Consider the following 22,099-nt stretch of genomic DNA (forward strand, 5'->3'; position numbering starts at 1 on the left):
TTTTGCGAAGGAATACCCAGGCTAATTGACGGTCATGCAGCGCGCAGCGAAGCACCTCGCTCGCAGAAAGTAATCAGTGAAAGCACACGGGATGCTTCGCTGCGCGCTGCACGACGTTCCCCAGCACACTGCAAGGTCCATGTTCAACCTCCAGCACATCTTTTCGGTCACGCTCACGCTGTTTGCCGTCATCGACATCATCGGGTCCATCCCGGTGATTATCCAGATTCGGCAGCGCGAAGGCGCCATCAAGGCCGAGCTGGCCACTTTTGTGGCGGGCTGCCTCATGGTCACGTTTTTGTTTGTGGGGCAAAGCCTGCTCCGGCTGCTGGGCGTCGACAACCAGAGCTTTGCCCTGGCCGGCGCGGTGGTCATTTTCCTCATTGGCCTGGAGATGATACTCGGCATCGAGCTGTTCAAGTCCGATTTGTCGGGCAGCACGGGCTCCATTGTGCCGCTGGCGTTTCCGCTCATTGTGGGCGCCGGCACCATGACCACGCTGCTCTCGCTGCGGGCCGCCTACTCGCTGCCCAACATCCTGGTGGGCATCCTGCTGAATCTGCTGTTTGTGTACGCGGTGCTCAAAACCAGCCCCTGGATAGAGCGCAAACTCGGCAAAGGCGGCGAGGACGTGCTGCGCCGCGTGTTTGGCGTGATTCTGCTGGCCATTGCCATCAAGCTGTTTAAAACCAATTTTTAATTTTGTTGTCCGTTGTTCGTTGTCAGTTGTTGGTCTAGAACTTCATCCTGAACAACCTAACAACGAACAACGAACAACGAACAACTGATAACGAACTTGATTCACCTGTTCACCGACGGCTCGGCCCGCGGCAACCCCGGCCCGGGCGGCTACGGCGCCATTCTGCGCTACGGCCCTCACGAAAAAGAGCTCACCCAGGGCTTCCGCCTCACCACCAACAACCGCATGGAGCTGCTGGCCGTCATCGTGGGCCTCGAAGCCGTGACGCGGCCCGAGCTGCCCATCCGCGTGGTGTCCGATTCGAAATACGTGGTCGACGCCGTGGAGAAGAAATGGGTGTTTGGCTGGGCCGCCAAGCCCGATTTTGGCAAGAAAGCCAACGAGGACCTGTGGCGCCGTTTCCTGCGCATCTACAAGCAGCGCAAGGTCACCTTTCACTGGATAAAAGGCCACGCCGGCCACCCCGAAAACGAGCGCTGCGACGTGCTGGCCGTGCAAAGCGCCACGGGAAAGGGCCTGTTGGTGGATGAGGGCTACGAGGCCATCGTGGCGGCTGGTTAAGTACTCGCCGCCGTGCCCAACGACTACTTCCAATTTCAGCAGTTCCGCATTGAGCAAAGCGCCTGCGCCATGAAGGTGAGCACCGACGCCTGCCTGCTGGGCGCGGCCGCCGACCTCCGCGGGGCCACGCGGCTGCTGGACATTGGCACCGGCACCGGCCTGCTGGCCCTCATGGCCGCCCAGCGCCACCCCACCGTGCAGATTGAAGCCGTGGAAATTGAGGCGGCCGCGGCGGCGCAGGCCACGGCCAATGCCGCGGCCAGTCCGTGGCCCGGGCGCATTTGCATCCACGCGCTGGGCCTGGCCGAATTTGCGGCCACGCAACCAGCCCCCTTCAGCCACATCATCTGCAACCCGCCCTTCTTTCGGCAGTCGTTGCGCTCGCCGGATGCAGCCCGCACCACCGCCCGCCACGAAGCCGCCGATACGCTTTCTTTCGAAGCATTGGCGGCTTTTGCAGCGGCGTTTCTGCGGCCCGGCGGCCTGCTCACCGTGCTGCTGCCCCCGCCCGAAATGCAGGTCTTTGCGCACGAAGCGGCCGGCCTGGGCCTGCACCCGGCCACGCAGCTGGTGGTGCGGCACCGGCCCGGCAGCCGGCCACTGCGGCACATCGTCGGCTTCCGGCGGGAGGCGGCGCAAGTAGCCGAAACCGAGCTGGTCATCCGCAGCGCCACGGATGACGGAGCGTATTCGGCCGAGTTCCGGGCGCTGCTGGCCGGGTTTTACCTGGCGCTGTAAGGGCGCATTGTTGCGCCTCAGCGTGTGCGCCGTTTGCGTTTGGAGTACATCTTCGCTCCGCGGCGAGATGCGAATATGCGTCGCTAGACCAGGCCGTCCAGCAGCCTCAGCTTCTCGCGGTGCAGGCTGTCGAGCAAGTCGTGTTCCAGGGTGCCAAACTCGGCCGCCGGGTAGTGCCGCTGGATGCGCCCGGCCACCAGCACCGATATTTCGTCGCAGGTTTCGGTGAGGGCGCCCAGGATGTGCGAGGTGAGCAAAATGCCCGTGCCGCGGTCGCGCAGGCGCTTGAGGATGGATTTCAGCAGCAGGTTGGCTTCAAGGTCGAGGCCGTTGAAGGGCTCGTCGAGGACGAGGTAATCGAACTGCTGCACCAGCAAGGCCAGCAGGGCCAGCTTCTTGCGCATGCCCGCCGAGTATTCGTCGGCGTATTGGTCGAGTGGCAGCTCCAGCAGCTGGTTCCAGCCCGCAAAGTCCAACAGCCGGCGGCCCCGCGCCTGCAGGCAGAACTCCAGGTACTCGCGGCCGGTCAGGCGCGGGTAAAAATAGGGCTCGTAGGGCAGCAGCCCGGTGCTGTGGCGCACGGGCACGCCGGCCGTGTCCCGCACGCTTCCGCCAAAGCTCGTTTCCAAGCCATATAAGCAGTTTATCAGGGTGGTTTTGCCGGCGCCGTTGGCCCCCACCAGGCCGTGAATGGTACCGGGGCGCAAGGCCAGACTCACGCCCTGCAGCACCTCGTGCGGGCCATAAGCTTTGCGCAGGTCCAGGATTTTAAGCATGTACTGTGATGGAGAACCCGTTAAGAATGCTCAGTTAAAAGGATATCAATTCTGACTGCTTTGCTTTCAGCTGCCCAGCACGGAGCGTAGGCGCCGCTGGCTTTGCCAAATGAGGCCGCCCACCGCCACCAGCAGCAGCACCGGGTACAACGGGTGGCCGGGCAGCAGAAAAGCCACGCCCAGCACCAGCGCCTGGGTGGTGCGAATGTGGGTGGCATTGGGGTAAAAGGCGTATTTGGCGAGAATGAGCAGGCCCACTAGGCCCAGCCAGGCCGTGCCCACGGCCACCGCGCCGCCCGCGCCCGCCGGCCCGCTGCCCAGCACCCACAGCAGCGGTGCGGCCGTCAGGGCGGCATAGCCCAGGCTCAGCAGCAGCCGGCGGCCCAGCCAGGCCCGCGAGGGTTGCCCCGCCAGCGTGAGCATGGTCATCGGCTCCGGCGTGCCGAAACACCCCGCAAGCAGCAGCAGCCAGATGGCCAGCGCCACCGCCGGTGCCAGCGGATAGGCGTGCCACCAGCAGGCCCCCGCCACCAGCAGCGGCCACAGCCACTGCCCGCCGCCCCGCAGCCCCCCCACCCACTCAAACGCCTCGCTGCGAAACAGGCTGCGCGCCCGGTGCCGGGTGCTGCGGTCTTCGCGGGCGGCCGGCAGGGCCGCCACGGCCGAAGCCGCCGCCAGTAGCAGAGCCGCCGCGCCCCAGTCCTGGAAGCACGCCAGCACCAAGGCCGCGGGCAGGGCCACCACGCCATATTCCACGGCCAGCCAGCGCCGGTAGTCCGGCGCGCTGGTGGCCAGAAACCGCAGGTCGGCCCGCTGCCGGTGGGCCGAGGCCAGCAGCAGCGGCAGCGCTACGGGCACGAGCCACTGCGCCTGCCGGTGGGGTGCGGCCAGCACAAGCGCCCGGCTCACCAAAATCAGCACCACGGGCCCCAGCACGGCCATGCGCAGCCACCCCACCTCCACCAAAAGGCGCCAGGACAGACGGCCACGAAGGCACAGGTAAGCGAGCAACGCAGACATGGACGGGCCTAACGCGTGAGCCAGGGGGCAGATTGTAGCGGCCTACTATTCTTCTTCCTGAAAGCGGATGCCGTATTCCGCCGCCAGCTCCTGCAGAATGGGTTCGTACAAGTCGGCCGCCACCGGGATGACCACGCCGCGCTGGGCGATTTCGCCGCGCACCAGCCGGCGCACGGCCATGCCCAGCGGCAGGCCCACGGTTTTGGCCATGGCGGTGTGGGTGGCGTCGTCGCCCTCAACGGCCAGCGACGACGTGAGGCGGTGGGTAGCCCCATTCAGCTCGTATTCGAAGAGGTGCTGCATCACAATCAGGTCGTGGTCGTGGGGCTGCAGCTGCCACTTTTCGCTCAGCAGGCGCTCCAGCAGCTGGGCCGGCGTGGCGTGGGCGTGGCCCACCGGCCGGTCTGAGAACAGGCCCAGCCAGTGCAGGCGGCCCATTTCCTCGCTTTCGGGCGCCAGCCCCAGGTACTGCGCCGCGCGCGTGGCCACCGCCAGGCCGGGCACGTGCGGCGCGGGCAGGTAGGCCGCCACCAGTTCGGCCCAGGTCATGGTTTCGGGGTTGTCGAGGTTTACGGCGTCGTCGGTCAGGCCCAGGCGCACCAGGGCGTGCCAGGCGGCGCAGTAGCCCGGCCGCCGCAGGGTGCCGCGCAGGATGGTCGGGATGTCGTCGAGCCCGTAGGGCGCGCGGTAGCTGAGCGAGTCGCGGTTGGCGTAGCCCTCAAAGTCGCCGTACTCGGGCAGCGTGAGCTTTTCGGTGCGGGCAAAGAGCTGCTGGTAGGGAATGAAGCGCGGCCGGCCGTTTTCGAGGAATTTGGCCGTGCTCTGGCCGGCCAGCACCACGTTGCGCGGGTTCCAGGTGAATTTGTATTTCCAGGGGTTGTCGGCCTCGGCCGCGGGCGCCAGCAGCCCCCCGCAGTAGCTCTTGAAACTCGTAATCGCGCCGCCCTGCGCCCGAATGTGGGCAATGGCCCGCATGGCCGACATGTGGTCGAGGCCGGGGTCGAGGCCGCATTCCATGAGCAGCGTGACGCCCGCGGCCACCGCCTCCTCCTGCAGCTCGCCAATGGCCGGGCTAACGTAGCTGGCCGTGGCCAGGTGCCGGCCGTGCCGCACGCAGGCCCGCGCCACCACCGGGTGCAGCAAAGCCGGCAACATCGAAATCACCACGTCGGCCTGGGCCACCAAGTCTTCCAGCAGGTCTTCGTCGGCCGCGTCGAAGGGCACGGCCCGGGCGTATTGCGAGTGCGCGGCCAGCACCGGCGCCAGGTGGGCGGGGTTGGCATCGGCCACGGTCAGAAACCAGCCCTCGGTGGGCGTGTGGCGCAGCAGGTATTGAATAAGCGACGAGGCCGAGCGGCCCGCGCCAAGGAGCAGAAGGCGGGAATTCATGCCGCAAAAGTAGGACGCGCCGCCGCGCCCGGCGCGGAACGCCGGCGCCATTCATTCACAGCAATATTATTACCTTCGCGCCCCCTCACTAAATCCGCATGGCCCGCAATTCCCGCCAGCAGCTCATTGCCTACGAAGAGCTGGATTTTCCCACCGACTTAACTGCCGACGAGCAAGCCACCTGGCAAGCCGCGCGCGAGGCCACGGCCCACGCCTACGCTCCCTATTCGGGCTTCCAGGTGGGGGCCGCGCTGCTGCTGGCCGATGGCACCGTGTTTCGGGGCACCAACCAGGAAAACGCGGCCTACCCCTCCGGCCTGTGCGCCGAGCGCACGGCGCTGTTTGGCCTGGCCGCCAGCCGCCCCGGCCACGCGCCCATTGTGGGCATGGCGGTGGCCGCCCGGCCCGCCGGGGGCGAGTACGGCCCGGCGCTGCCCTGCGGCGCCTGCCGGCAGGTGATGCTGGAGTACGAAGCCCGCCAGTCGCGGGCCATCCCGCTGCTGCTGCCCAGCCGGGCCGGCACCATCCTGCGGTTTGCCTCCGTCACCGACCTCATGCCCTTCAACTTTTCGCCCGACGACCTGCCCACGCTGTAGCGAAGATGGCCGAGCATCACCTTCTCGTGGCGCGCCGCGCCCGCTACCACCAATTGGGCCAGCTGTCGGCGCGCACCCGGCGCGTGTGGCTGGTGTGCCACGGCTACGGGCAGCTGGCGCAGTATTTCATTCGCCACTTCGCCTTTCTCGCCGAGGCTGACCCCGATACAGTGGTGGTGGCGCCGGAGGGGCTTTCCCGGTTTTACCTCAACGGCACCAGCGGCCGCGTGGGCGCCAGCTGGATGACGCGCGACGACCGCCTGCACGAAATTGAGGACCACGTCAACTTCCTCAACCAGCTCGCCGAGCAGATACTGACCGCATGTCCGCCCGAGGTTGAAATCACGGTGCTTGGATTTTCGCAGGGCACGGCCACCGTTTCGCGCTGGCTGGCGCAGGCCACGTTCCGGCCAGCGCACCTCATTCTGTGGGCCGGCGGCTTTCCCCCAGAGCTGCCGGCCGATGCCGCCCACGCCCTGCTACACGGCCTGCGCGTGTCGGTAGTGGCCGGCACCGCAGACGAATACATCGACGCCGAAAAGCTGCAAGCCCAGCTCGAGCAGCTGCGGCAGCTGGGCGGCTCCCCCATCGTGGCCACGTTTGCCGGGCGGCACGAGCTCAACCGCGAGCTGCTGGCCCGCCTGGCCGCCGAATAAGCGGCTTGTTTACTTGCGCACGATGGTGGTGGCGGCGCCCTGTGCCCCCGCCAGCACCAGCACCTCGGCAATGGTGACGTGCGGCGGCCGCGTCACCATGAACACGATGATGTCGGCCACATCCTCGGCGCGCAGCGGCTCGAAACCCTCGTACACCTTGGCCGCCCGCGCCTCGTCGCCCTTAAAGCGCACCTGCGAAAACTCGGTTTCTACAGCGCCGGGGTTCACTTCGGCCACGCGCACGCCCGTGGGCAGCAGGTCGAGGCGCATGGTTTTGGTCAGCATCTGCACGGCGGCTTTGCTGGCGCAGTACACGTTGCCGTTGGCGTACGCCTCCTGTCCGGCAATGGACCCCACGTTGAGGATAAAGCCGGTCTGGCGGGCCGTCATGCCCGGCAGCAGCGCGTGCGTCACGTTCAGCAGGCCGCGCACGTTGGCGTCCAGCATCTGGTCCCAGTCGGCAGGGTCGCCGGCCTGAATGGGGGCCAGCCCGTGCGCGCCGCCGGCATTGTTCACCAGCACGTCGGGCGCCTGCAGCTCCTGGGGCAGCGAGGCCACCGCCGCGTTCACGGCCGCCCGGTCGCGCACGTCAAATTCCAGCACGTGCACCGGCACCGGGGCCAGCTGCGCGGCCAGCTCATCTAGCCGCTCGCGCCGCCGCCCCGCTACCACCAGCTGAAACCCCGCCCCCGCCAGTGCCACAGCCGTGGCCCGGCCAATTCCCGATGATGCTCCCGTGATGAAGGCAGTGCGCATAATGTTGTTATCGGTTTCCGGGTGTTGGTTGGCAGTTACGTGTAGTCAGCGAACAATGGGGCACAAACAAATCACCACGAGCAACTTACCGCCAAACCCTAGTTCTGGATATTGATGTAAAGCGTCACCGCGTTGGTGCTCATGCTTTGCAGGCTGCGGCTGAACACGTCGTTATGCGGTTCCAGCAGATTGCGCAGGCCATGCGAAAAGCGCAGCTCCGGCGCCAGCTTAAACAGCGGGTAAAACAGGTCGAGGCCCACGCCATACTCCAGGGTCAGGTCGCTGTTGGCGGTCCGCAGCATGTTGCGCAGGGGGTCGTTGCGCCGGTTGCTCACCGCAATGCTGGGGCTGATGCCGGCAATCATGTACATGCGGGCGTTGCGCCGACGGTCCGACTGGTACTTCAGCATGATGGGAAACTGCACCACCGTCGACGACACCTCCTGCGTCACAATAGAGTCGGGCACCGGGTAGTTGCGCGGCTTGAACTCCACCTTGCGCGTGAGAAAGCTCACCCCCGGCGCAAACCGAAAGATAAACGGCGAATTCGGCCCACCGATGCGCGCATCGCCGATAAAGCCCACCCCCAGCGTGGGGCTCACAATGGAGTTGGCCGTCACGTTTTGGGTGGCGATGTAGTACTGCGACTGCTCAATGTCGAAGCGCGTTGCCGCGAGGGCCACGTACATGCCCGGGTGAAACCACCGCTCGTCGTAAGAAGGCAGGTTTTGGGTGGTGATGGATTTCAGCGTGCCATTCTTGCCGCGGTTGGCTTTGGAGCGGGCCCGGCGCTGCGCGTGGGCCAGCGAGGGCAATAGCAGCAGCAACAGGCCCAGCAGGGCCAGGCGCTTTAGTTGTGCGCCGTGTATATGGAGCTGATACCGAAAGTGAGGGGTTGCCATGCAGGTTCTTTAAAGCCGACTTTGGTGAGGATGGCCAAAAAATCGGGGCCGTCGGGGAATGCCTGCACCGAAGCGGGCAGGTAGGTGTAGGCCGATTGGTCTTTGGAAATAAGCTTGCCAAAAACCGGCAGCACCCGGCGGAAGTAAAAATTATACGCTTGCTTGAGCGGAAACGCGGTGGGTTTGCTGAATTCCAGAATCACGAGCTTGCCGCCGGGCCGCAGCACCCGCCGCATCTCGGCCAAGCCGGCTTCGAGGTGGGCAAAGTTGCGCACGCCAAACGACGCCGTCACGGCGTCAAACTCGCCGTCCTGAAACGGCAGGTTCTCGGAGTCGCCCAATTCCAGCTGAATGCGGTTACCCAGGCCTTTGGCCGCCAGCTTGCGCCGCCCCACTTCCAGCATGCCTTCCGAAATGTCCACGCCGGTTACTTGCGCGTCGGGCGCGGCGGTTCGCAGCGTTTCAATGGCGAAATCGGCCGTACCGGTGGCAATGTCGAGAATGCGCGCCGGGCGCAGGGCCTTCAACTCGTCCACCGCCTTGCGCCGCCAGTAAATGTCGGTGCCCGCGCTGAGGAAGTGGTTGAGGAAATCGTATTTGCCCGCGATGGAGTTAAACATCTGGGCCACCTGCGATTTCTTGTCGGCGGAGTTGTCTTTGTAAGGTAATACGGCCATGAGGGGCGCAAAGAACGGTAAGGTTGCGGGAAAATTGTTTTCTCCCAACGCCCAAGGGGCCGGGTTTGTTGGGGCCGTGGCCGGCAATTCGGTGGCAATGAGTGCCAAGCGCCCATAAAAAAGCGGGCCAGGCAATGTGCCCGGCCCGCTTCCCAAATTTCTTGGCGTCAACGACTACTCGTTTTTGGCTTTGATTTTCGTCTTTTCGCCGTTGGCGTCCTTGGCTTTGCCTTCCAGTTCACCGTTTTTGGTGGTGGTTTTGGTTTCGCCACTGGGGCCTTTGGTCTTCACTTTCACCTTGTCCGAATCCTCGTCCACTTTGGTTTTCACCTTGGTGCCGTCGGCCATCTTCACCTTGCTCTTGCCAGGCGACAGCGGAGCAGCCGTGGTGGTGGTCGAAGTGCCGGTGGTCGTGGTCGAACCCATGCCGGTGCCGGTAGCACCGCCCGTGCCGTTGTTCATGGTGCCGGTGGTCGGCATGCCGCCCACTACCTTGAACTCGTCACGACGGTTGAGCTGCATGTTTTCGGGCGAATCGTTCGGCGCAGCCGGACGACGCTCGCCGTAGCTCACGGTGCTCATGCGGGTTTCGGTGATGCCCTGCTTCTTCAGGTAGTTGAAGGCAGCCTTGGCGCGGTTGTCGCCGAGCACCATGTTGTACTCGTCGGTGTTGCGCGAGTCGCAGTGGCCCTCAATCGAGATGATGATGCCGGGGTTAGCCGTCAGAATCGAGCTGATTTCGTTCAGGGTCGTAATCGACTCCGGACGCAGCTTGTACTTGTCGGTATCGAAGTAAATGTTCTTCGTGGCAAACATCGAGGTCGACGTCGTGTCCACGTAGTTCACGTAGAAATTCTTGGTGATGGTCGTCGAATCGTTCGTCGACACCGGCACTGGGAATTCCTGCGTTTCGATGTTTTTGCCATCCTTGCTCACGGCCACCTGGTAGGTGCGGCCCGAAAGCACGGCCACTTGGTAGGAGCCGTCGGGCTTGGTGATGTCGCGGAAGCTCAGAGCCGTTTTGTCGGCCTGTGCACCGCTGAACACCAGCTCCACGCCCGGAATCACGGTCGTGCTGTCCTTAGCCGAGAATACCTTGCCGCGGATGTTGGCGTTCTTGATGTAGTTGATGGTGTAGATGTCCTTCTCACCGTAGCCGCCAATGCGGTACGAGCTGAGGTAGGCATACGAGCCATCGGGGCTCAGGCGGTAGTAGGAGTCATCGTCCGGGGTGTTCACGGGGTAGCCCATGTTCTGGGCGGCGCCCCACTTGCGGCCCACGCTGTCCCACTCCGACTTGAAGATGTCGTAGCCGCCCATCGTGTTGTGGCCACGCGACGAGAAGTACAGCGTCTTGCCGTCTTTGCTCAGGTACGGGCTGTCGTCGTCGTACTTGGTGTTGATGTTGGCACCAAGCGACTTGGCCGGGCCAAAGTCACCGCCTTCAGCACGGGTGCTGTAGTACAGGTCCAGCGTACCATCTTCGGAGTAGCGGCCCGTAGCGAAGTACAGGGTTTTGCCGTCTGGCGTGATGTAAGCGTCGCCTTCGTACGACTTCGAGTTGATGTTGCTGTCCAGCGGTTTCGGGGCCGACCAGTCGCCGCCCGTCTTGTCCGACACGAAAATGTCGCCGTTGTTGTCGTTGCGGTACATCAGCAGCTTGGTGTCGTTGTCGAACAGCTGCGTCGAGGCGTCGTGGCCTTTGCCGTTGAGCACGCCGCTCAGCGAGCGGGGCTTCTCCCAGTTTTCGTCGTCGATGCGGCGGGCTTCGAAGATGTCTTCGTAATACTCGCCGTCGGCGGCAATGGCTTTGTTTTTCTTGTCGCTGGGCTTGCCGGCCGCACCGGTCACGTTTTCGCCGCGCGAGGTGAAGATGAGCAGCTTGTCATCGGACGAAATAACCGGGCTGTGCTCCGAATACTGCGTGTTGATGGTGGGGCCCAGGTTCTTCACAAAAATGTCCTTGGGCGAGTTGAACTGCACCTTGGCATTTTTGCTGTGCTGAATGAGCTGCGCGAGTTCTTCCTTGCGCTGGTCGTTCTTCTTCAGCGTGGCGTTGTAAGCCTGGAAGTGGGCCACGGCCTCGTCGAAGTTGTAGTTGAGGTGGTCTACCCGGCCCAGCCAGTATTCCACGTCTTTCGACACCTTCGGCTTCAGCTTCTGCGCCTTGTAGATGTAGTCGCTGGCTTTCTCCTTGTCGAAGGACATGTAGGAAATACCGGCGTTGAACAGCGCTTTGGCGTTGTTCGGGTCTTTGGCAAGCACCTTCTCGTAGTAAGGCAGTGCAGCGCGGTAGTTTTCCTGCTCGAAGAACTTGTTGCCGGTCTTGAGGTCCTTACGCGTGCTTTGTGCCTGGGCCGGAGCGGCTACTGTGGCGGAAAGGGCAACGGCGCACGACGCTTGCAGTAACCTTCTGGATAAGTTGTCCATTGGAGGAGAGGTTTGAAAAAAAGAATTTCTGAAGGGGTTGTACGAGGAAACGAGCCCCAGAAGGGCCGCGGAGCAAACTATATTTTGGGCTTATACTGAAAAACCACGGCAGGGTTAGGCTTTAATCCGCAAATGCGAATAAGGTAACCGTTGCCAACCGCCGGGCCTACCGCCCAAAATCCCAAAACCCGAGGGCTTGCTGGCGGGCAAAGATAGGTTTTTTGCTTGCTAAAAGCGGTTCTCGGCGAAATAACGGCCATCCAACAGCGGTCGAGTGCTACGGCAGCGGCCCACTTGGAAGGCAGGCATGCCGCGCAAATATAGACGCACCAAGGAAATAGCAATTCATTCAACTCCTTTTATTTATTCGAAGCGCGCCCGCATTCAGTCGTAATTTTGGGTTTCCTGACAATTTCCTATTTCCTTGCTTTCCATGATTATTCACGACGCCCAATTTCTCACGAGTAATTCGCGGGCGGAGTTGTGCCCGGCCCCCACGCTGCCCGAATACGCCTTCATCGGGCGCTCCAACGTGGGCAAGTCCTCTCTTATTAATATGCTAACCGAGCGCAAAGGGTTGGCCAAAACGTCGTCGTCGCCGGGCAAGACGCAATTGATTAACCATTTCATCATCAACGAGAAATGGTACCTGGTCGATTTGCCGGGCTACGGCTACGCCAAAGTGAGCAAAACATCGCGCGCCGAGTGGACGCGCATGATAAACTATTACCTGCGCCACCGCCCCAACCTCATGTGCGTGTGCGTGCTGATTGACTCGCGCCACTCTCCGCAGGCCGCCGACCTGGCCTTCATGGAAAAATTGGGCGAAGAAGGCATTCCCTTCGTAATGGTGTTCACGAAGGCCGACAAGCAGTCGACGGCCCAGACCAAGGCCCTGCTGGCCGATTACCTCAAGAAGATGAGCGAAATCTGGGACGAGTTGCCGCGCCACTTCCTCACCTCGGCCGAAACCGGGCTGGGGCGCGACGAGCTACTGGATTTTATTGCCGAAGTCAACCAGCAATGGGTGGCCGATGCGGCGCCCGATGCGTAGATTGGCCCCTAAATTGCCATCGGGGCTCGGGCCCGCGGTGGGCCTCACTCCTCTTGTTTCCCCGCCCCATTTATTCATCATGACGAAAGCACATTCCGTTTCGCAGCTGGCCCTGGGCCTGCTGCTGGCCGCGGCCGCCCCGGCCCTGGCCCAAACCACCCCCAACACCACTCCCGCGGGCCAGGCGCCCGGCGAGAAGGGCACCGGCATCGGCTCGGTGGGCAAAAGCATTCCCGTGGCCGAGTACTACGAAGGCGGCCAGGCCGCCATGTACGAGTTCATCGGCAAGGAGCTGAAGTACCCCGTGATGGCCAAGCGCAACCGCATCCAGGGCCAGTGCATCATCAGCTTCCAGCTGAACGCCGACGGCACCATGCAGGACATGCGCATTGTGAAGCAGTTGGGCGGTGGCACCGGCGAAGAAGCCCTGCGCGTGGTGCGGCTGCTCAAGTTCAAGAAGCCCGAGCTGCCCATTCGGGCCAGCTTGCCCATCGTGTTCAAGCTGGGCCAAACGGCCTCGAACGCGACGGATGCGCAATAGTTCGTAATTTTGGATGACCAATGAGAAAAGGAGAAGCCGGCGCCTGCGTCGGCTTTTTCTGCCTCATTGGTCATTTTCCCATTCATACTTCCCAAAAATGCCCTACGAATTGCAAGAGTTGGCCGCCATCAGCGGCATGCCCGGCCTGTACCGCTTGGTGCGCGCCGCGCGCCACGGCGTCCTGGTTGAAAGCCTCGACGAAAAAGCCACCCGGACGCTGGCCCCAGCTCGCAACAAAGTGTCGCTGCTGTCGGAAATCTCCATCTACACCCAGGACCCCGACCAAACCGTGCCGCTGACCGAGGTATTTGAGCGCATTTACCAGAAGCACGGCGCGGCATCGCCCGTCACGGCCAAGTCGAGCGAAGGCGAGCTGACCGATTTCCTGGCCGGCGTGATTCCCGACTACGACCGCGACCGGGTGTACCTGTCCGACATTAAAAAGCTGGCCACTTGGTACGGCATCGTGAGCAAACACCGCCCCTACCAGGCCGCCCCCGCTGCCGAAGCACCGGCCACTGAAACCACTGCTGAAACGCCTACCGCCGACGCGGCTCCGGCCCCCAAAGCCAAGCGCAAATCGGCCAAAGCCGCCGAGGAGCCCACCGCCAGCGAGCCCCTGAGCACGGGCGGCGTGATTGGTGCAACCGACGCGGCCCCGACGGCTGCCGGCAACCCGGAAGCAACTACGCCCGCCAAGAAAAGCCGCAAAAAAGCGGAGTAGTACACAGCATTCCCCAACAAAAAGGCCGCTCCCGAATCAGGAGCGGCCTTTTTGTTGAAGAGAAAGCGGGTTTATTTGACGGTGGTTGCTTTCTTGGGGGTAGGCTCCGGCGCCGGTTTGTGGTCGCAAGCTTCCTTGTCGTTGGCGATGAAGCTTTCGGCTTTTTCGACCAACTCTTTGCTGCCGATGAAGAAAGGGCAGCGCTCGTGCGGAATCTGAGGCTCGATTTCCATGGTGCGGCGCGTGCCGTTGGAGCTCTTGCCGCCGGCTTGCTCCACGATGAAGGCCAGCGGGTTGCACTCGTACATGAGGCGCAGCTTGCCGCTCTTGTTTTTGGCGGTGGCGGGGTACACGTAGATGCCGCCCTTGAGCAGGTTGCGGTGGAAGTCGGCCACCAGCGAGCCGATGTAGCGCGCCGAGAACTGCTGGTCTTTGCAGTATTGCACGAAGGCGGCCACGCCGGGCGAGAAGGAGTCCGAGCTGCCTTCGTTGATGGAGTAGATGGCGCCGGTTTTGGGGGTGATGATGTCGGGGTGCGAGAGGAAGAATTCGCCCAACGAATGCTCGTAGGTGAAGCCGTTGACGCCGTTGCCGGTGGTGTACACCAGCATGGTGCTGGAGCCGTAGATGACGTATCCGGCGGCCACCTGGTGGGTGCCGGGCTGCAGGCAGTCGGCGGCGGTGCCTTCGCGGCCGGTGGGCGACACGCGGCGGTAGATGCTGAAGATGGTGCCGATGCTCACGTTCACGTCGATGTTGCTCGACCCGTCGAGCGGGTCGATGGCCACCACGTACTTGCCCTGGTTGTTGCCGGTCTGAATCATCTCGTCGTCTTCTTCCGAAATGATGGTGCACACCTCGCCGCCGTTGCGCAGGGCGCGGATGAAGCGGATGTTGGCAATAACGTCGAGTTTCTGCTGGTCTTCGCCCTGCACGTTCTGGCTGCCGTAGGCCCCGGCAATGTCGATGAGGCCCGAGCGGTTGATTTCGCGGTTAACGATTTTAGCCGCCAAGGCGATGTCGCGCAGCAGCTGCGAAAGCTCCCCCGTGGCGTAGGGGAAATCTTCCTGCTTGCGCATGATGAAACGGTCGAGGGTAGTGCCGACGGGCAACGCCAGCTTGTTGTGGTCCATATCAATCCTAAAAAATGGTGGCGGGAACGGACAACAAAGCTACTCCCCAAGCCGCGTAGTTTTTTGTAGGAAGTTGCCCTTTTTTAAGCGCATACGTTTGCCCTAGGGGCACAAAACGCGGTTGTCAGCGCCTTTCCGATGAAGGTAAGGGCTTTCGGTTTAGCCTAGTGCCGCGCCTACCTTTGCCGCCGATGGAACATTTGCAGGTGTATAAATTCGGGGGCGCGTCGGTGAAGGACGCGGCGGCCATTCTCAACCTTTGCCGCATCGTGCGGGACTTTGGGCCGCAGGGGCCGCTGGTGGTTGTGGTGTCGGCGATGGGCAAGACGACCAACGCGCTGGAGGAGATTTATGACTTGGCGCACAAGCAGCAGAGCTACGAGGCGCCGTTGCTGAAATTGGAGCAGTTTCATCAGCAAACCGCAACCGAATTGGGCTTGACTTCGGAATCGTCGATAGGCTGGTATTTCAATAAGCTGCTGTTACAACTGCGGCAGCGTCTGGCAAAAATCAAGGCTACTGATGATTATGACGAGTATTATGACCAAGTAGTCAGCTTTGGCGAAATGCTCGCGTCGCAGTTAGTAGCCCATGCGCTCGGCGCTCAGAGCTTCAACAGCCAGCAATTGATTAGCACCGATACTTCCTGGCGTGAGGCGCGGGTAGACTGGCAGAAGACGGCAGAGAATGTTCGTTATAGTTTTACCCAATTACTACTGGCAGGTCCGGTCGTTACCCAAGGTTTTCTGGGCGGTACCAGCTACGGCGTGGGCACGACGCAGGACCCAGCCAAGACGATTTATAAGGAGCGCACTACCACCCTCGGCCGCGAGGGCTCCGACTACACCGCCGCCATCCTGGCCTACTGCCTGCGGGCCGAGTCGGTGACCATCTGGAAAGACGTGGCCGGCCTGCTCAACGCCGACCCCAAAATCTTCCCGGACACGGTGCGCTACCCCGAAATCAGCTACCGCGAAACCATTGAAATGGCGTATTACGGCGCCTCCGTTATTCACCCGAAGACGCTGAAGCCGCTGGCTGACCGAGGCATTCCGTTGCGCGTGAAGTCGTTTTTGGACCCGGCTGCTGAGGGCACCCTCATTCATGACTGCCAGCACCCGACGCTGGCACCCGCCTTCATTCGCAAAACCGACCAATGCCTGCTCTCCTTCGCCAGCAAGGACTTTTCGTTTATCTCGGAAGAAAACCTGGCCGTGATTTTCGGCGCGCTGGCGCAGGCCAAGCTCAAGATTAACGTAATGCAGAACTCGGCCATCAGCTTTTCGGTGTGCACCGATTTTTCGGAGCGCCGCGTGCACCACTTGCTCGATTTGCTGCGCGAGCAGTTCACGCTGCACTATAATACCGGCCTGCAGCTCTTCACCATCAAAAACTACGATGCGGCCAGCATCGCGCGCCTCACCGAGGGCAAGCGCCTGCTGCTGGAGCAGCGCACTCGCAGCACGTTTCAGTTTGTGTGCCAAGCCTGATTTTTTGCTTATCCTTCTCCCATGGACTTCCTCCTTGTAACGCCTCAAGCGCGGCCCGGCGTGGCCCTCATCCAACTCAACCGCCCCAAAGAGCTCAATGCCCTGAACGGGCAACTCGTTCGCGAAATCCGCGACGCCCTGCAGGCGCTTGACGCCGATGAAGCGGTACGCGTGGTTATTATCACAGGCAATGAGCGGGCGTTTGCGGCCGGGGCCGACATCAAAGAAATGGCGGGCAAAACGGCCGTGGATATGTTTCTGGACGACCGATTTGCCACGCTGGAGCAAATCCGGCGGTTTCGGAAGCCGCTGATTGGGGCCGTTTCGGGTTTTGCGCTGGGCGGCGGCTGCGAGCTGGCCATGACCTGCGACATGCTGGTGGCATCGGAAACGGCCCAGTTTGGGCAGCCCGAAATCCGGCTGGGCACCATGCCCGGCGCAGGCGGCACCCAGCGCCTGGCCCGGGCCGTGGGCAAGGCCAAAGCCATGGAAATGGTGCTGACCGGCGAGTTTATCTCAGCCCAGGAAGCGCACCGCGTGGGCCTCGTGAACCGCGTGGTGCCCGTGGGCCAGTACCTGGAAGAAGCCTTCCGCTTAGCGGCCAGCATTGCGGCCAAAAGCCCCGTGGCGGCCCGCCTGGCCAAAGAATCCATCAACCGCGTGTTCGAGACCCACTTGGAAGAAGGCTTGCACTTCGAGCGCAAAAACTTCTACCTCACCTTCGCCTCCGACGACCAGAAAGAAGGCATGGCTGCCTTCGTCGAGAAGCGCCAGCCAGAGTTCAAGGGACGCTAAACGCGTAGAATCAAAACGTCAGTCGGAGCACAGCCCAAGCATCTCTCCCGCGCAAGTAACGTGCGTACTGCTGCACGTAAGATGCTTGGATTTCGCTCCGCCTGACGTTCTGGTTTCAATTCCGTACAAGCCCCTACATCCCAACAAACCTTTTATAAATGGCAGTACTCGTGGGCAAGCGCGCCCCCTCTTTTAAAGCCACGGCCGTGATAGACGGCACCTTCGAAGAAGAATTTTCGCTGGACCGCTACCTGGGCAAGAAGCACGTCCTGTTTTACTTCTACCCGGCCGATTTCAGCCGGGTGTGCCCCACCGAAATCCTGGCTTTTCAGGACCGGCTCGACGAGTTTGAAAAGCGCGGCGTGGCCGTGGTGGGCTGCTCTACCGATACCCAATACGCCCACCTGGCCTGGCAGCTGACGCCGCGCGAGCGGGGCGGCATTTTCGGCGTGAAGTATCCGCTGGTGGCCGACGCCACCAAAACCATTTCGGCCAACTACGACGTGCTGGGCGGCCACTACGACTACACCGAGCAGGGCGAAATGGTGTACGTGGGCTCGCCCCTGGCCTACCGCGGCCTGTTCCTCATCGACCGCGACGGCATTGTGCGGCATCAGCTCGTGAACGACCGGCCCCTCGGCCGCAGCCTCACCGAGGCCCTGCGCATGATTGATGCGCTGCAGCATTTCGAGAAAAACGGCGAATCCTGCCCCGCCGATTGGGAGCAAACCACGGAAGCCTGAACCGAGCCGGGCCATGACCTTGGGCACATTTGCGTAATTTTGAGGCTTGCTGTTTCTCTATAACATAGCCCTGGGCCTGTATGGCCTGCTGCTGCGCCTGCTGGCGCCGTTGGTGCCCAAGGCGGCGGCGTGGGTGGCCGGCCGCCGCGGCCTGCTGGCCCGCATTCGCCACGAGCTGAGCGCCGAGGCGGCGCCGCGGGTGTGGTTTCACTGTGCCTCTTTGGGCGAGTTCGAACAGGGCCGCCCGCTGCTCGAAGCTTACCGCCTGGCCCACCCCGAGGTGAAGCTGGTGCTCACCTTCTTCTCGCCTTCGGGTTACGAAATCCGAAAGAACTGGCCGGGGGCCGACTACATTTTCTACCTACCGCTCGACACGCGCAGCAACGCCCGCGCGTTTCTCGACGCGGTGCAGCCCCGGCTGGCGGTGTTTGTGAAGTACGAGTTTTGGTACCACTTCCTCACCGAAACCCACCGGCGGGGCGTTCCGGCCGTGGTGGTATCGGCCATTTTCCGGCCCGAGCAGGTTTTTTTCAAGCCCTGGGGCGGCTTCTTCCGGCAAATCCTTGCGCGCTTCGCCCACATTTTCACTCAGACCGAAACCTCGGCGGCGCTGTTGCGCCAGCACGGCATCAGCCAGGTGAGCGTGGCCGGCGACACCCGCTTCGATACGGTGACGGCCACGGCCGCCGCCACGCCGCGCGCCCTGCCCGTCGTGGAAGCATTCGTGGCCGATGGTGCACCGGTGCTGGTGGCCGGCAGCCTCTGGCCCGATGATTTGCCGACGCTGGCCCCGCTCCTGCGCGACTACGCCGGGCGGCTGCGCACCATCGTGGCCACCCACGAAATCGACGAGGCCACGCTGCTGGCCGTGGAAAACGCGTTTCCTGGCTTGGTGGTGCGGTATTCCCAGGCGCAACCCGCGTCCGTTGCCCAAGCCCGGGTTTTGCTCATCGACAACATCGGCCTGCTGAGCCAACTCTACCGGTTTGGGCATTATGCCTACATCGGCGGCGCTTTCGGCAAGGGCCTGCACAATACCCTGGAGGCTGCTGCCTTTGGCCTGCCCCTCTTTTTTGGGCCGAATTACAAGCGGTTTCAGGAAGCCGTCGATTTGGCGGAGCTGGGCTTGGCCTTTCCGGTGGCCAACGCCGAGGAGCTGGCCGCCCGGTTTGCGCCCGTTTGGAACAGCGAAAAGCTCCGCCTGACTCTGCAAGACCAACTGCTCGACTACGTGCACGGCCAGGCCGGCGCCACCCGCACCATCATGGCCGCCCTGCCCGGCCTCACCCCTGCCCCATGACCCCAGCGCATTCTTCCGACGCCAGCCCGCTGCAGCGCGGCACCGTCATCAAATCGACGGGCTCGTGGTACCTCGTGCGCGGCGCCACGGGCCAGCTCTACCGCTGCCGGCTGCGGGGCAAATTCAAGATGAAGGGGCTGAAAGCCAGCAACCCACTGGCCGTGGGCGACCAGGTCGATTTCAGCGTGGAGGCCCAGGCCGAAGGCGCGGGCGTCATCTCGCACATCGAGCCCCGCCGCAACTACATCGTGCGCCGCTCGGTGCACAAAACCGGCCACGTGCACATCGTGGCGGCCAATCTGGACCAGGCCCTGCTGGTGGTCACGCTGGTGTCGCCGGCCACGTCGTTCGGGTTCATCGACCGGTTTCTGGTCACGGCCGAAGCCTACCACATTCCCGTCACGCTGCTGTTCAACAAAACCGATTTGTACGACGAGGAGGGGGCTGAATACCAGGCCGAAATTGCGGGCATGTACGCCAGCCTGGGCTACCCCAGCCGCACCTGCGCCGCCAGCATCGGTGAGGGCGTGGCCGAAATCGACCAGCTGCTCAATGGCAAAGTGAGCTTGCTGGCGGGCCATTCGGGCGTGGGCAAAAGCACGCTCATCAACGCCCTGGTGCCCGACCTCGACTTGAAAACCGCCGAAATCAGCGAGTTTTCCGACAAGGGCGTGCACACCACCACCTTTGCCGAAATGCTGGAAGTGCGCCCCGGCACCTTCATCATCGACACGCCCGGCATCAAGGAGCTCGGCCTGGTAGACCTGCCGCCCGCCGAGCTGGCCGGCTACTTTCCCGAAATGCGCGCCCTGCTGGGCCAGTGCCGCTACCACAACTGCCAGCACACCCACGAGCCCGGCTGCGCCGTGCGCGAGGCCGTGGACCAGGGCCGCATTGCCCTCCCGCGCTACGACAGCTACCTCAGCATGCTGGCCGGCGAGGACAATCGGCATTAGGCGTGCATTGTCATTGCGAGCGCAGCGACGCAGCCTTCCTCACTTTGCGACCAGCCTCTGAAGTACGATAAACTCATAAAAAAGCCCCGACTCCATCCAGAGCCGGGGCTTTTTTTATTATTTGGTCAGTCGCTGCGCTCGCAATAACGGGCGCTTACTTGGCCAGTGGCAGCACCACGCCGTCAATCACGTGCGTGACGCCGTTGCTGGAAATCACGTCGGCAATTTGCACGGTAGCGGGCGCGTCTTTGCCGTTGCTTACCATCACCTTGCCGTCTTTCACCGAGATGTGCAGCTTTTCGCCGTTCACGGTGGTGAGTTCCTGGCCGTCCTTGAGGTCGGCGGCCACCAGACGGCCGGGGATGACGTGGTAGGTGAGCACGCCCTTGAGATTTTCTTTGCTGGCGGGGTCCATCAGGCCGGCCAGGGCGCCTTTGGGCAGCTTGTCGAAGGCCGCGTTGGTGGGGGCAAATACGGTGAAGGGACCAGCGCCTTTCAGGGTTTCCACCAGGCCGGCCTGTTTCACGGCCGACACGAGCGTGCTCACGCTTTTGGCGGCCGAGGCATTATCCACAATGTCTTTGTCGGCCGTCATGGCCACGCCGTCCACCATCACGCCGCCGGGCTTGGCCATGCGGGCCGAGTCGCCGGCCAGGGCCGCGAGCGAGTCGGCGGGGTTGACGTTGCTGGCGGCCGTTTCGGTGGTGGCAGGCTTGTCGTTGCCGCAGCTGGCCATCAGGAGCGAAGTGGCCAGAGCAGCCAGCAGAGGAGCAAAATGTCTTTTCATGAAAACGGTTGTGTGAAAAAAGCAGGAAGGGTATATGCCAATGTGGCGTTTGCGCTTACGAAGAAACTACCCCACCCGGTTGTTTCGGTACTGGCCGGTTTTCTTACCTTCGCGGCCCCGCCGGCCAACACCCTGGCGGCTTCACCCAAGTTTACCCGCTAAATCCGCATTCTCATGAAAACCGCAGAAATTCACACCAAAAAGGGCGTGATGAAGGTTGAGTTCTACGAGCAGGACGCTCCGAACACCGTGAAAAACTTCACCGACCTCGCCCAGAAAGGCTACTACGACGGCCTGAAATTCCACCGCGTCATCCCGAACTTCGTCATTCAGGGCGGCTGCCCCAACACCCGCGCCGGCGCCAAAGGCATGCCCGGCACCGGCGGCCCCGGCTACAAAATCGACTGCGAAACCAGCGGCGGCCACCAGTACCACGAGCGCGGCGCCCTGAGCATGGCCCACGCCGGCAAAAACACCGGCGGCTCGCAGTTCTTCATCGTGCACGACCGCCAAAACACCGCCCACCTCGACCGCGTGCACACCGTGTTTGGCAAAGTGGTCGATGGCCTCGACGTCATCGACCAGATTCAGGCCAACGACGAAATCGAGAAAATTGTGGTGAAGGAGGAATAGGCTTCGCCTTTTCCGGTCCTGTCATCCTGAACGCAGTGAAGGACCTTCTCACGCTCAAACGCAATGTTCGGGCGTGAGAAGGTCCTTCACTGCGTTCAGGATGACAGGTGTTTTTATTTCTTTTCCGGGTTCGGGCTCTCAATCTCGCGCACCAACTCCCCGTACCAGCTTTCGCCGTACTTGCGAATCAGCGGCTCTTTCAGGAACTGGTACACCTTCACGCCCAGCGAGCCGCCAAACGAGCAGGCCGGGTTGCAGATGCCCCACCGGTCGTAGTTCAGGGCGTCGAACCCGTCGTATTTGGTGATGCGGATGGGGTACAGGTGGCAGCTGATGGGCTTTTTGAACGTGGTGGCGCCGGCCAGGTAGGCCTGCTCGATGCCGCATTTCAGAATGCCGCGCTCGTCGTAGAGCGCGTAAGCGCACTCCTTGTCGTCAATCGTTGTTGTGCTGAAGTCTCCTTCCCAATCCTTGATGTAGAGGCCCTGGGCTTTGATGGCGGCCTTGCCGGCTTCGGTGAGAAAGGGTTGGATGTTGGCGTATTCCTGCTCCAAAATGCGCAGCTCGGCTTCTTCCAGCGGCGCGCCGAGGTCGCCCTCCACGCAGCAGGCGCCTTTGCAGGCTTCGAGGTTGCAGACAAAAAAGTTGTCGGCGATGTCGTCGGAGATGACCGTTTCTTGAATAATAATCATTAGTACAAAGATAACCCCGGCTACGGGGCCTGAAATTCGTTGGGCCCCCT

24 protein-coding genes are annotated in these 22,099 nt (G+C 62.4%); 14 read left to right on the forward strand and 10 right to left on the reverse strand.

Annotated elements, in window-relative coordinates:
• The first annotated feature begins 139 nt into the window (after positions 1-139).
• The 3 genes from JAO73_RS12195 (at position 140) to JAO73_RS12205 (ending at position 1,999) form a co-directional block, all read left to right on the forward strand.
• Positions 140-700, forward strand: a complete 561-nt coding sequence (locus JAO73_RS12195) for a MarC family protein (RefSeq protein ID WP_190922169.1) — start codon at positions 140-142, stop codon at positions 698-700.
• Positions 701-796: 96 nt separating this feature from the next.
• Entirely contained in the window at positions 797-1,261 is a 465-nt protein-coding gene (rnhA, locus tag JAO73_RS12200; RefSeq protein ID WP_190922168.1) for a ribonuclease HI, read from the forward strand.
• Positions 1,262-1,273: 12 nt separating this feature from the next.
• Positions 1,274-1,999, forward strand: coding sequence for a tRNA1(Val) (adenine(37)-N6)-methyltransferase (locus JAO73_RS12205; protein ID WP_317191225.1), 726 nt, complete (start codon positions 1,274-1,276; stop codon positions 1,997-1,999).
• A gap of 83 nt (positions 2,000-2,082) precedes the next feature.
• Here the strand turns inward: JAO73_RS12205 and JAO73_RS12210 are convergent, their stop codons facing one another.
• The 3 genes from JAO73_RS12210 to JAO73_RS12220 all read right to left on the reverse strand — a co-directional run bounded on the left by JAO73_RS12210 (position 2,083) and on the right by JAO73_RS12220 (position 5,184).
• The gene (locus tag JAO73_RS12210) at positions 2,083-2,775 is read right to left on the reverse strand and encodes an ATP-binding cassette domain-containing protein (RefSeq protein ID WP_198977321.1); all 693 of its coding nucleotides are present in this window, start codon (positions 2,773-2,775) and stop codon (positions 2,083-2,085) included.
• A gap of 66 nt (positions 2,776-2,841) precedes the next feature.
• On the reverse strand, positions 2,842-3,795 hold the full coding sequence (locus JAO73_RS12215) for a hypothetical protein (RefSeq protein WP_198977322.1): 954 nt from the start codon (positions 3,793-3,795) through the stop codon (positions 2,842-2,844).
• A gap of 45 nt (positions 3,796-3,840) precedes the next feature.
• The gene (locus JAO73_RS12220) at positions 3,841-5,184 is read right to left on the reverse strand and encodes a saccharopine dehydrogenase family protein (protein WP_198977323.1); all 1,344 of its coding nucleotides are present in this window, start codon (positions 5,182-5,184) and stop codon (positions 3,841-3,843) included.
• 98 nt (positions 5,185-5,282) lie between these two features.
• Here JAO73_RS12220 and cdd point away from each other — a divergent pair, with 98 nt between their 5' ends.
• Both cdd and JAO73_RS12230 read left to right on the forward strand, forming a co-directional pair.
• Positions 5,283-5,780, forward strand: a complete 498-nt coding sequence (gene cdd / locus JAO73_RS12225; RefSeq protein ID WP_198977324.1) for a cytidine deaminase — start codon at positions 5,283-5,285, stop codon at positions 5,778-5,780.
• Positions 5,781-5,785: 5 nt separating this feature from the next.
• Positions 5,786-6,436, forward strand: coding sequence for an alpha/beta hydrolase (locus tag JAO73_RS12230; protein WP_198977325.1), 651 nt, complete (start codon positions 5,786-5,788; stop codon positions 6,434-6,436).
• A gap of 9 nt (positions 6,437-6,445) precedes the next feature.
• Here the strand turns inward: JAO73_RS12230 and JAO73_RS12235 are convergent, their stop codons facing one another.
• The 4 genes from JAO73_RS12235 to JAO73_RS12250 form a co-directional block, all read right to left on the reverse strand.
• Positions 6,446-7,195 (reverse strand): SDR family NAD(P)-dependent oxidoreductase, encoded by a 750-nt coding sequence (locus JAO73_RS12235; protein WP_198977522.1) that lies wholly within the window; start codon positions 7,193-7,195, stop codon positions 6,446-6,448.
• Between the two features lie 95 nt (positions 7,196-7,290).
• A complete protein-coding gene (porT, locus tag JAO73_RS12240; protein ID WP_198977326.1) occupies positions 7,291-8,094 on the reverse strand; it encodes a type IX secretion/gliding motility protein PorT/SprT in 804 nt (267 codons plus the stop codon).
• Complete coding sequence (gene ubiE, locus JAO73_RS12245; RefSeq protein ID WP_190922160.1) at positions 8,043-8,771, reverse strand: bifunctional demethylmenaquinone methyltransferase/2-methoxy-6-polyprenyl-1,4-benzoquinol methylase UbiE; 729 nt, start codon at positions 8,769-8,771, stop codon at positions 8,043-8,045. Before ubiE ends, porT begins: the two co-directional genes overlap by 52 nt.
• A 174-nt stretch (positions 8,772-8,945) precedes the next feature.
• Positions 8,946-11,201, reverse strand: a complete 2,256-nt coding sequence (locus JAO73_RS12250; protein WP_198977327.1) for an OmpA family protein — start codon at positions 11,199-11,201, stop codon at positions 8,946-8,948.
• Between the two features lie 433 nt (positions 11,202-11,634).
• Here JAO73_RS12250 and yihA point away from each other — a divergent pair, with 433 nt between their 5' ends.
• The 3 genes from yihA (at position 11,635) to JAO73_RS12265 (ending at position 13,520) form a co-directional block, all read left to right on the forward strand.
• Entirely contained in the window at positions 11,635-12,255 is a 621-nt protein-coding gene (gene yihA / locus JAO73_RS12255; protein ID WP_198977328.1) for a ribosome biogenesis GTP-binding protein YihA/YsxC, read from the forward strand.
• 79 nt (positions 12,256-12,334) lie between these two features.
• The gene (locus tag JAO73_RS12260) at positions 12,335-12,796 is read left to right on the forward strand and encodes an energy transducer TonB (protein ID WP_198977329.1); all 462 of its coding nucleotides are present in this window, start codon (positions 12,335-12,337) and stop codon (positions 12,794-12,796) included.
• Positions 12,797-12,893: 97 nt separating this feature from the next.
• Positions 12,894-13,520 (forward strand): DUF5606 family protein, encoded by a 627-nt coding sequence (locus JAO73_RS12265; RefSeq protein WP_198977330.1) that lies wholly within the window; start codon positions 12,894-12,896, stop codon positions 13,518-13,520.
• A 71-nt stretch (positions 13,521-13,591) separates the two neighbouring features.
• On the opposite strand, the gene fbp is transcribed toward JAO73_RS12265, so the two are convergent.
• Complete coding sequence (fbp, locus tag JAO73_RS12270; protein ID WP_198977331.1) at positions 13,592-14,653, reverse strand: class 1 fructose-bisphosphatase; 1,062 nt, start codon at positions 14,651-14,653, stop codon at positions 13,592-13,594.
• Between the two features lie 191 nt (positions 14,654-14,844).
• Between fbp and JAO73_RS12275 the strand changes: the two genes are divergently transcribed.
• From JAO73_RS12275 to rsgA, 5 genes are all read left to right on the forward strand, one after another.
• Positions 14,845-16,143 carry an aspartate kinase gene (locus JAO73_RS12275; RefSeq protein ID WP_198977332.1) on the forward strand — a complete coding sequence of 433 codons (1,299 nt, stop codon included), beginning with the start codon at positions 14,845-14,847 and terminating at the stop codon, positions 16,141-16,143.
• Between the two features lie 21 nt (positions 16,144-16,164).
• Positions 16,165-16,938 (forward strand): enoyl-CoA hydratase-related protein, encoded by a 774-nt coding sequence (locus JAO73_RS12280; protein ID WP_198977333.1) that lies wholly within the window; start codon positions 16,165-16,167, stop codon positions 16,936-16,938.
• A gap of 158 nt (positions 16,939-17,096) precedes the next feature.
• On the forward strand, positions 17,097-17,681 hold the full coding sequence (locus tag JAO73_RS12285) for a peroxiredoxin (protein ID WP_190922152.1): 585 nt from the start codon (positions 17,097-17,099) through the stop codon (positions 17,679-17,681).
• A gap of 46 nt (positions 17,682-17,727) precedes the next feature.
• On the forward strand, positions 17,728-18,981 hold the full coding sequence (locus tag JAO73_RS12290; protein ID WP_198977334.1) for a 3-deoxy-D-manno-octulosonic acid transferase: 1,254 nt from the start codon (positions 17,728-17,730) through the stop codon (positions 18,979-18,981).
• Positions 18,978-19,937, forward strand: coding sequence for a ribosome small subunit-dependent GTPase A (gene rsgA, locus JAO73_RS12295; protein ID WP_198977335.1), 960 nt, complete (start codon positions 18,978-18,980; stop codon positions 19,935-19,937). Before JAO73_RS12290 ends, rsgA begins: the two co-directional genes overlap by 4 nt.
• 154 nt (positions 19,938-20,091) lie before the next feature.
• Here the strand turns inward: rsgA and JAO73_RS12300 are convergent, their stop codons facing one another.
• The gene (locus tag JAO73_RS12300) at positions 20,092-20,724 is read right to left on the reverse strand and encodes a fasciclin domain-containing protein (RefSeq protein WP_190922149.1); all 633 of its coding nucleotides are present in this window, start codon (positions 20,722-20,724) and stop codon (positions 20,092-20,094) included.
• 174 nt (positions 20,725-20,898) lie between these two features.
• Here JAO73_RS12300 and JAO73_RS12305 point away from each other — a divergent pair, with 174 nt between their 5' ends.
• The gene (locus tag JAO73_RS12305) at positions 20,899-21,357 is read left to right on the forward strand and encodes a peptidylprolyl isomerase (protein WP_190922148.1); all 459 of its coding nucleotides are present in this window, start codon (positions 20,899-20,901) and stop codon (positions 21,355-21,357) included.
• A gap of 113 nt (positions 21,358-21,470) precedes the next feature.
• On the opposite strand, the gene JAO73_RS12310 is transcribed toward JAO73_RS12305, so the two are convergent.
• The gene (locus JAO73_RS12310) at positions 21,471-22,049 is read right to left on the reverse strand and encodes a DUF3109 family protein (protein WP_198977336.1); all 579 of its coding nucleotides are present in this window, start codon (positions 22,047-22,049) and stop codon (positions 21,471-21,473) included.
• Between the last annotated feature and the right edge of the window lie 50 nt (positions 22,050-22,099).

The sequence above is a fragment of the Hymenobacter miniatus genome, assembly GCF_016427455.1.
Lineage (GTDB): Bacteria > Bacteroidota > Bacteroidia > Cytophagales > Hymenobacteraceae > Hymenobacter > Hymenobacter armeniacus.